This is a genomic window from Streptomyces sp. KLMMK, assembly GCF_036961605.1.
Classification (GTDB): domain Bacteria; phylum Actinomycetota; class Actinomycetes; order Streptomycetales; family Streptomycetaceae; genus Streptomyces; species Streptomyces telluris.
The window spans coordinates 1-9,277 of sequence record NZ_JBAMDC010000264.1; the positions used below are offsets into that span (position 1 = coordinate 1).

Annotated in this window: 6 protein-coding genes; 4 read left to right on the top strand and 2 right to left on the bottom strand. The window is 73.9% G+C overall.

Annotated elements, in window-relative coordinates; translation table 11 throughout:
* On the bottom strand, positions 1–1,006 hold a 1,006-nt coding region (locus tag V7793_RS27350), incomplete at its 3' end, for a PucR family transcriptional regulator ligand-binding domain-containing protein (protein ID WP_336011090.1).
* A gap of 213 nt (positions 1,007–1,219) precedes the next feature.
* On the opposite strand from V7793_RS27350, the gene V7793_RS27355 reads away from it, so the two are divergent.
* On the top strand, positions 1,220–2,530 hold the full coding sequence (locus tag V7793_RS27355; protein WP_336011094.1) for an MFS transporter: 1,311 nt from the start codon (positions 1,220–1,222) through the stop codon (positions 2,528–2,530).
* A 128-nt stretch (positions 2,531–2,658) separates the two neighbouring features.
* Here V7793_RS27355 and V7793_RS27360 read toward each other — a convergent pair whose 3' ends face one another.
* Positions 2,659–4,461, bottom strand: a complete 1,803-nt coding sequence (locus tag V7793_RS27360) for a glycoside hydrolase family 15 protein (protein WP_336011097.1) — start codon at positions 4,459–4,461, stop codon at positions 2,659–2,661.
* 450 nt (positions 4,462–4,911) lie between these two features.
* On the opposite strand from V7793_RS27360, the gene V7793_RS27365 reads away from it, so the two are divergent.
* The 3 genes from V7793_RS27365 to V7793_RS27375 all read left to right on the top strand — a co-directional run.
* The gene (locus V7793_RS27365) at positions 4,912–6,561 is read left to right on the top strand and encodes a CTP synthase (protein WP_425506485.1); all 1,650 of its coding nucleotides are present in this window, start codon (positions 4,912–4,914) and stop codon (positions 6,559–6,561) included.
* Positions 6,562–6,636: 75 nt separating this feature from the next.
* On the top strand, positions 6,637–7,263 hold the full coding sequence (locus V7793_RS27370; protein ID WP_336011100.1) for an NUDIX hydrolase: 627 nt from the start codon (positions 6,637–6,639) through the stop codon (positions 7,261–7,263).
* A gap of 300 nt (positions 7,264–7,563) precedes the next feature.
* A partial coding sequence (locus V7793_RS27375) for an NB-ARC domain-containing protein (RefSeq protein ID WP_336011106.1) occupies positions 7,564–9,277 on the top strand: 1,714 nt, incomplete at its 3' end.

Here is a 9,277-nt window from a genome sequence, read left to right on the forward strand (position 1 = left end):
CCTGCACCGCGCAGGCCAGGGCGGCCCGGCAGTCCGCCGGCGCGAGATCGGTGGCCGGGCGCATCACGAGCGGCAGCAGCGGGCCCGGCCCCGGCTTGAAGCCCAGCACCCGGGCCTGCGCGGGCGCGTCCGCCGCGGACACCCGCTCCTCGGCGAGGTCGGAGAGGAAGTCGCCGCGCCCGCGCGCGGCCAGCTCCTCCTCCTGGCGGGCCTGCAGCAGGACGACCGCGAGCAGCCCGGCCGTACGGTCCGCGGCGATCCGGTGCACGGGCGCCAGCGGGCCGTCCACCGGCAGGACGGTCAGCCGGGCCCGCACCGTGCCCGGCCCGGGACCGGTCCCGGGAATGTCGGTGACGACCGCCCCGGCCATTTCCGCCGACCGCAGCCCCTCCCACACCTGCAGCGGATCCGACCCGCCGGAGGCGCCCTCGGGCCCCGCCGCGTACAGCAGCCGGCCGTCCGGCGCCCCCAGGAACACGGGGTTGCCCGCGAAGCCCGCGAACAGCCGCAGCACCTCCGGCACCCCGCCGCCGCCCAGCAGCACCTCCGTGCACCGCCGGTGCACCTCCTCGGCGCGCCGCAGCAGCGCGTAGTGCTCGTTGACCAGCTCGGTGTGGATCTCCTCCGTCACCGCGACGAACGGCACCTCCCGGTGCAGCTGCACCAGCGGCAGCCCGCAGGAGCGGGCCGTGTCCACCACCGCGGCCGGCAGTGTCGTGAAGCGCGCGCCCAGCTCGACCACCAGCGCCGCGATGTCCCGCTCCGCCAGCCCGCGCACGAAGGCGCGCTGCTCGGCGGGGCGGCTGCCCAGCCCCAGCCCGGTGGTCAGCAGCAGCTCGCCGCCCTTGAGCAGCGCGGCGATGTTCGGGGCCTCGCCGGCGTGCACCCAGCGGACCGGCCGGTCGAGCCGGTCGCCCGCCGCGAGCACCTCGGGGAGGCCTTTGCGCAGGGTGGGCAGCGCGAGGGCCCGCGCCACGGTGATGGTGCCCTGCGGGGTGTGTTCCATGCCCGGAACCTAACGGCCGTCCGGCCCGGTTGTCAGACGCGCCCTGCGGCGGGTCCGGCACCGCCGCCCAGGTCGCGGCGGCTGTCGGCCGTCGCGGGCGGGAGGTTCTTGCCCGGGCGGGCCCTCGGCGTGGGCCCGAGGCCGCACGGTGGCGGGCGGGCTGCACGGCCGCCGCCGTAGGCACCGCCCCGCGCCGCACCTACCCTGTCCCGCATGACCGCCGTGCCCGAGAGCCCCGAGTCCGCCCCCTCCGGCTTATCCCCGGATCCGGGCCGGGACGCCGCCGCCCTGCCCGACCGCGCCGCCGTCCAGCACCGTACGGTCAGCGTCCTCATGGCCGCCCAGATCTTCATCGGGGTCGGCATGGGCGCCGTGATCTCGTCCGGGAGCCTGCTCGTGGAGCGGCTCACCGGCTCCCAGGCCGCTGCCGGCTTCGCCACCACCCTGGTCACCCTCGGCGCCGCGGCGCTGTCCGTCCCCCTGGCGGCGCTCTCCCGGTCCCGCGGCCGCCGCGCCGGGCTCGGCACCGGCGTGCTGATCGCCGCCGCGGGTTCGCTGGTCGTCCTGGTGGCGGCCCCGCTCGGCTGGATACCCCTCGCGTTCCTGGGCCTCCTCCTCGTCGGCGCGGGCACGGCGGCCAACCTGCAGTCCCGGTTCGCGGCGACCGACCTCGCGGAGGACGGCGGACGGGCCCGCGCCCTCTCCCTGGTCGTCTGGTCGGTGACGGTCGGCGCCGTCCTCGGCCCCAACCTGAGCGGTCCGGGAGCCGCCGTCGCCCGTGCGCTGCAGCTGCCCGAGGAGGCGGGCGCCTTCGTCTTCTCGGGCGTGGCCTACCTCCTCGGCTGGGCCCTCATCCACACCCGGCTGCGCCCGGACCCGATGCTGCTCGCGGCCCGTCTGAACCCGGGCGAAACGACCGGGCGAGGCGCCCGCTTCCTTACCCGAATGAGCGGCGCCCTGCGCCACGTCGCCGCATCACCCTCGGCGCTGACGGGCCTGATTGCCCTGGTCCTGGGCCATGCCGTGATGGTGTCGGTGATGACGATGACGCCGGTGCACCTCGCTCACCACGGGGCATCACTGAGCGTCGTCGGCTTCACCATCAGCCTGCACATCGCAGGCATGTACGCGTTCTCGCCTCTGGTGGGCCGGGCGGCGGATCGGTTCGGCAGGGTACCGGTCATCCTGGCCGGGCAGGTGGTCTACGTGGCCGCGACGCTCCTCGCGGGCACCGCCGGGGACCGGCGGTGGGCCGTCACGGCCGGGCTGTTCCTGCTGGGCGTCGGATGGTCGTGCGCGACGGTCGCGGCGTCCACGCTGCTGAGCGAATCGGTGGACGCCGCGCACCGGGCCGAGGTGCAGGGTGCGTCCGACATGCTGATGGGACTCGTCGGGGCGGCCGGAGGAGCGCTCTCCGGGGCGTTCGTCGCCGTGAGCGGCTACGGCGGCCTGAACGCCGCCGCGGCCGTCCTGGTCCTCCCGGTCAGTGGCTGCGCCCTGTACTTCGCCTTGCGGAAGCGCTGACCAGTGCGTTCGGCCCGGCTGCGGGCGCAGAGCCCGGCTTTGTGCCCGCCGCAGCGGCGATCAGCCACTGCGGCGGAGACCGGCGGTGCAGAACCGCCTGTGCGAGGGGCGAACCTCGAAGGCCGCCCCTAACCCCCGAACGCGCTGGACGCCGTCAGGCGCAGCGCCGTGTCGATCAGCGGCACGTGGCTGAACGCCTGCGGGAAGTTCCCCACCTGGCGCTGCAGCCGCGGGTCCCACTCCTCCGCCAGCAGACCCAGGTCGTTGCGGAGCCCCAGCAGCTTTTCGAACAGCTGCCGCGCCTCGTCGACCCGGCCGATCATGGCCAGGTCGTCCGCGAGCCAGAAGGAGCAGGCGAGGAAGGCACCCTCGTCGCCCTCCAGGCCGTCCACCCCGGCCTCCTCGCCCGCGGTGGGGTAGCGCAGCACGAAGCCGTCCGGCGTCGACAGCTCGCGCTGGATCGCCTCGATCGTGCCGATCACGCGCTTGTCGTCGGGCGGCAGGAAGCCCATCTGCGGGATGAGCAGCAAGGAGGCGTCCAGCTCCTTCGACCCGTAGGACTGGGTGAAGGTGTTGCGCTCCTTGTCGTACCCCTTCTCGCACACGTCCCGGTGGATGTCGTCGCGCAGCTCGCGCCAACGCTCCAGGGGTCCGTCCACGTCGCCGGACTCGATGAGCTTGATGGTGCGGTCGACGGCCACCCAGGCCATCACCTTGGAGTGCACGAAGTGGCGGCGCGGGCCGCGCACCTCCCAGATGCCCTCGTCCGGCTCGTTCCAGTGGTCCTCGAGGTAGCCGATCAGGCGCAGCTGCAGCAGCGAGGCGTAGTCGTTGCGGGCGAGGCCCGTCATATGGGCCAGGTGGAGGGCCTCGGTGACCTCGCCGTAGACGTCCAGCTGGAGCTGGTCGGCCGCGCCGTTGCCGACCCGGACGGGCTTGGAGTTCTCGTAGCCGGGCAGCCACGGCAGCTCGGCCTCGCCCAGCTCGCGCTCTCCGGCGATGCCGTACATGATCTGCAGGTTCTCCGGGTCGCCCGCGACCGCGCGCAGCAGCCACTCGCGCCAGGCGCGGGCCTCCTCGCGGTAGCCGGTGCGCAGCAGGGAGGAGAGGGTGATCGCCGCGTCGCGCAGCCAGGTGTAGCGGTAGTCCCAGTTGCGGACGCCGCCGATCTCCTCCGGCAGGGAGGTGGTGGGCGCGGCCACGATCCCGCCGGTCGGCGCGTAGGTGAGGGCCTTCAGCGTGATCAGCGAGCGGACCACGGCGTCCCGGTAGGGCCCGTGGTACGTACAGTGCTCGACCCACTCGCGCCAGAAGTCCTCGGTGGCCTCCAGCGAGCCCTCCGGGTCGGGCAGGGCGGGCGGCTCGCCGTGCGAGGGCTGCCAGCTGATGGTGAAGGCGACGCGCTCACCGGGGGAGACGGTGAAGTCCGCGTACGTGGTGAGGTCCTTGCCGAAGGTGTCGGCGGTGGTGTCGAGCCACACCGAGTCGGGGCCGGCGACGGCCACCGTGCGGTCGCCGACCTTGTGCACCCAGGGCACGACCCGCCCGTACGAGAAGCGCATGCGCAGCGCGGAGCGCATGGGCACCCGCCCGCTGACGCCCTCCACGATCCGGATCAGCTGGGGCGCGCCGTCGCGCGGCGGCATGAAGTCGATCACGCGGACCGTGCCGCGCGGGGTGTCCCACTCGGATTCGAGCACGAGGGAGTCCCCCCGGTACCGGCGGCGGTCCGCGGGCGGCGGGGCCGCACCCGAGGGGTGCGCGGGGCCGACCCGCCAGAAGCCGTGTTCCTCCGTGCCGAGCAGACCGGCGAACGCGGCATGGGAATCGAATCGGGGCAGGCACAGCCAGTCGGCCGTACCGTCCCGGCAGACAAGGGCGGCGGTCTGCATATCGCCGATGAGTGCGTAATCCTCGATACGCCCGGCCACGTCATCTCCAGTCGAACGGCGCCACATGACCCCGGCAGGGGTCCCTCTTGCGGTCAAGCGATCTTTAGACGAGCTCTGTTCCGGAATGGTGCGTCTCCCTTGGGAGCACCTCCAGCGGTAGCTGTGGGGAGGTGGCTGGGGGAGGGCGGGATGATGCCGTGCCGGCCGGCTCGCTGCATGTGTCCGAGCAGGATACGACGCCGAGTTGGTGCGACGCGCGACGGTTGGAGGACGAATCTGAGCCGAATGGGTGGCCTGTGACAGGGCCGCCACGCAGGGCCACACAGGGCGCCCGGACGCGTCGGCGGGCGCGGCCGGGCCGGGGCGCTGATACCCTGGTACCCCGTGGACCGGTGGGCGCAAGACCCCCCAACCGCAGCGACGGCACCCCCGAAAACTCCGGGTGAGCGCCGGTACGCACCCTCCACTCGCGACCACGGGAGCCCCCCTTTGGCCATTGCCGCTAAGCCCACGACGACCAAGCACCTCTTCGTCACGGGGGGTGTCGCCTCCTCGCTCGGCAAGGGACTGACGGCCTCCAGCCTGGGCGCGCTGCTCAAGGCCCGGGGACTGCGGGTCACGATGCAGAAGCTCGACCCCTACCTCAACGTAGACCCGGGCACGATGAACCCCTTCCAGCACGGTGAGGTGTTTGTCACCAACGACGGCGCCGAGACCGACCTGGACATCGGTCACTACGAGCGCTTCCTGGACGTCGACCTCGACGGTTCGGCGAACGTCACCACCGGCCAGGTGTACTCCTCGGTGATCGCCAAGGAGCGGCGCGGCGAGTACCTGGGCGACACCGTGCAGGTCATCCCGCACATCACCAACGAGATCAAGCACCGCATCCGCCGGATGGCGACCGACGACGTCGACGTCGTGATCACCGAGGTCGGCGGCACGGTGGGCGACATCGAGTCGCTGCCGTTCCTGGAGACGGTCCGTCAGGTCCGCCACGAGGTCGGCCGGGACAACGTCTTCGTCGTCCACATCTCCCTCCTGCCCTACATCGGCCCCTCGGGCGAGCTGAAGACCAAGCCCACCCAGCACTCGGTGGCCGCCCTGCGCAACATCGGCATCCAGCCCGACGCGATCGTGCTGCGCGCCGACCGCGAGGTCCCCACCGCCATCAAGCGCAAGATCTCGCTGATGTGCGACGTCGACGAGGCCGCCGTGGTCGCCGCCATCGACGCCCCGTCGATCTACGACATCCCGAAGGTCCTGCACACCGAGGGCCTGGACGCCTACGTGGTGCGCAAGCTGGACCTGCCCTTCCGCGACGTGAACTGGACCCAGTGGGAGGACCTGCTGGACCGCGTCCACAACCCCTCCCACGAGGTCACGGTCGCGCTGGTCGGCAAGTACATCGACCTGCCCGACGCCTACCTGTCGGTGACCGAGGCCATCCGCGCGGGCGGCTTCGCCAACCGCGCCAAGGTCAAGGTCAAGTGGGTCGCCTCCGACGACTGCAAGACCCCGGCCGGCGCCGCCGCCCAGCTCGGCGACGTCGACGCCATCTGCGTCCCCGGCGGCTTCGGCGACCGCGGCGTGAACGGCAAGGTCGGCGCGATCACCTACGCCCGCGAGAACAAGGTGCCGCTGCTGGGCCTGTGCCTGGGCCTGCAGTGCGTGGTCATCGAGGCCGCCCGCAACCTGGCCGGCATCGAGGGCGCGAACTCCACCGAGTTCGACCCGGCCACCGCCAACCCCGTCATCTCCACGATGGCCGAGCAGCTGGACATCGTCGCCGGCGAGGGCGACATGGGCGGAACGATGCGCCTGGGCATGTACCCGGCCAAGCTCGCCGAGGGCTCCATCGTCCGCGAGGTCTACGACGACCAGCCCTACGTGGAGGAGCGCCACCGTCACCGCTACGAGGTGAACAACTCCTACCGCGCCGAGCTGGAGAAGGCCGGCCTGCTCTTCTCGGGCACCTCCCCGGACAACAAGCTGGTGGAGTACGTCGAGTACCCCCGCGAGGTGCACCCCTACCTCGTGGCCACCCAGGCCCACCCGGAGCTGCGCTCCCGTCCCACCCGCCCGCACCCGCTCTTCGCGGGCCTGGTGAAGGCGGCCGTCGAGCGTCAGCAGGGCTGACCTATACGGTTGACCGGGGTGAAGGTTTCCGCACGGAGGCCCTCACCCCGGTTTCCGCATTTCTGGAGGACGTATATGGGTATCAAGGACACCGCCGCCGAGTGGCCGGTCACCGCCACACAGACCCCGTTCACCGGCAACAAGACCAGCGTCCGCACGGACTCGGTGGAGATGCCCGACGGAACCGTCGTCACGCGCGACTACCAGGTGCACCCGGGCTCCGTCGCCGTCCTCGCCCTGGACGAGGAGGGCCGCGTGCTGGTCATCAACCAGTACCGCCACCCCATCCGGCAGAAGCTGTGGGAGATCCCCGCGGGCCTGCTCGACGTGCCCGGCGAGAACCCGCTGCACGCCGCCCAGCGCGAGCTGTACGAGGAGGCCCACGTCAAGGCCGAGGACTGGCGGGTGCTGACCGACGTCTACACCACCCCCGGCGGCTGCGACGAGGCCGTGCGGATCTTCCTGGCCCGTGACATCTCCGACGTCGAGGGCGAGCGCTTCGAGGTCGAGCACGAGGAGCTCGACATGGAGCTGGCCCGGGTGCCGCTCCAGGAGCTGGTGCGCGGCGTCCTCGCGGGCGAGCTGCACAACAACTGCCTGGTCGTCGGCGCCCTCTCGCTCACGGCGGCCCTGGCCGGCGACGGCCTGGACGCCCTCCGCCCGGCGGACGCGCCGTGGCCCGCGCGGCCCTTCGAGGCGTAGTGCCCTTCCGGCGGATCCGTGCGGCGGCCCCGGCCGTCGCGGATTGCGCCGGACTCCCGCCGTGGCGGTGCAGCGCCGTCGCGGCAGGTGGACACACCCGTGGCGGCGGTAGGGAGCCTGTCCGACGATCATCAGAACCGAATAGGTGATCTTCTGTGGGGCCGGTGGGGATTCACCGGGTCGTGCCGGGCCGTGAACTAGGCTCGTCGCGTGCTCGACCGCGGCCGCGGCGGGCTCGTGCGTGGCAGGTGGACGGGAGTGTGCCCCGTGGCGGAGCGGGCGGTGGAGACCGGCGGCGGGATGGCGGCGGTGCCGCCGGGGCGGCGGCTGTCCGTTCCGGCGACGGGCGCCCCGGCCCGCGCGGCGGCCTTCGCGCTGCCGGGGTTCGTCGGGCGCCGCCGGGAGCTGGAGGAGCTGCGCGCCGATATCGTGCGCGCGGGCCTGGACACCCTCGCCGGCCGCAAGAGCGGGCGCGGCCGGGTCCTGCTCATCGCCGGACGGCCCGGCTCCGGCCGTACGGCCCTGGCCGAGGAGCTCGCCGGGCAGCTCGCCGGCCGCTATCCCGACGGCGTGCTGCGCGCCCGGCTCACCGAGACCGACGGCTCGCCCGTCCCCACCGAGCGGACCGCCCGTGCGCTGCTCGCCGCGCTCGGCGAGCCCGTCCCCCCGGGCGCGGAGGAGGACGAGCTGACGCAGGCGGTGCGCGCCGTCCTCCGCGGCCGCCGGGCGCTGCTGGTGCTCGACGACGCCGCGGGCGCCGAGCAGGTGGACCCGCTGCTGCCGGACAAGTCCGAGTGCCTGGTGGTGGCCGTCTCGCGGGGCCCGCTGACCGGGGTGCCCGACGTGCGGCCCTGCACCCTGGGCGGCCTCGACACCGCCTCGGGCGTCGAGCTCCTGGAGCGCTACGCGGGCCCCACGCGCATCACGTGCGACCCGGCCGCCGCGCAGGCGGTGGTGGAGGAGTGCGCCGGCCAGCCCGCGGCGCTCGTCCTGGTGGGCGGCTGGCTCGCCGCCCTGCCCAAGCTGTCCGTGGTCGACGCGGTCACCCGGCTGCGGGAGCTGCCGTCCGGCGACAACCTCGACGTCGCGGGCCGCTCGCTGTCCCGTGCCTTCCGGCTCGCCCACGAGGCGCTGCCCGCGCCCTCCGCCCGCATCCTGCGGCTGCTCGCGCTGGCCCCGGCCGGCGCCGTCGACGCCCACACCGCCTCCGCGCTGGCCGGCTGCTCGGTGGCCGCCGCGCAGACGGCCCTGGAGGACTTCGAGGCCCGCGGCCTGCTGCGGGCCGAGCCGCCCTCCGGCTCGCTGTCCCCGCAGTACCGGGTGCCGGGCTGCCTCACGGCGCTGCTGCGGGAGCTGATGGCGGCCCAGGAGCGCCCGGCCGAGATCGAGCTGGCCCGGGCGCGGATGCTGGAGCGGACGGTCCGTCAGCTGCATTCGTGCCGGGCGGCCACCCGCACCGACGACCCGCTGACCCGCAAGCGGCTGGCGGAGCTGCCCAGGCCCCTGCGGTTCGCCTCGCCGCAGGCCGCCGCCGAGTGGCTGCGCCGCCGGCTGCCGGCGCTGCTGGCGGCCGCCCGGCTGGCCGTGCAGGACGGGCGCCTCGACACCCTCGCCCGGCGGCTGGTGTCCGCGCTGACCCGGGCCCTGACGGCCCATTTCGGCGCCGAGGAGGCGGGCCCGGAGCTCTACGGCCTCCACCAGCTCGTCCTGGACGTGGCGCAGCGCTGCGAGATGCCGCTGGAGAAGGCGGCCGCCCTGCTGAACCTGGGCGACCTGGACGCCCGGGCCGGCCGGGTCCCGACCGCCCTGGGCCGCTACCGGGAGGCGCTGGACGCGGCGCGGCAGGCGGGTGACCCGTACGCGATCAGCCGCTCCCTGGAGTCCATCGCCGCCTCGTACCACGAGCTGGGGGACTGGCAGCGGGCCGTCGACTGGTACGGGCGGGCCCTGGAGCTGCGCCTGACGCGGGGTGAACTCGCCGACGAGGCCCGGCTGTACGGGCGGCTGGGCGGCT

What these genes read in the sequence shown, in the direction of transcription:
- V7793_RS27355 (WP_336011094.1), top strand. Translation starts at nt 1,220, where the DNA reads ATGACCGCCGTGCCCGAGAGCCCCGAGTCCGCCCCCTCCGGCTTATCC.
- V7793_RS27370 (WP_336011100.1), top strand. Translation starts at nt 6,637, where the DNA reads ATGGGTATCAAGGACACCGCCGCCGAGTGGCCGGTCACCGCCACACAG.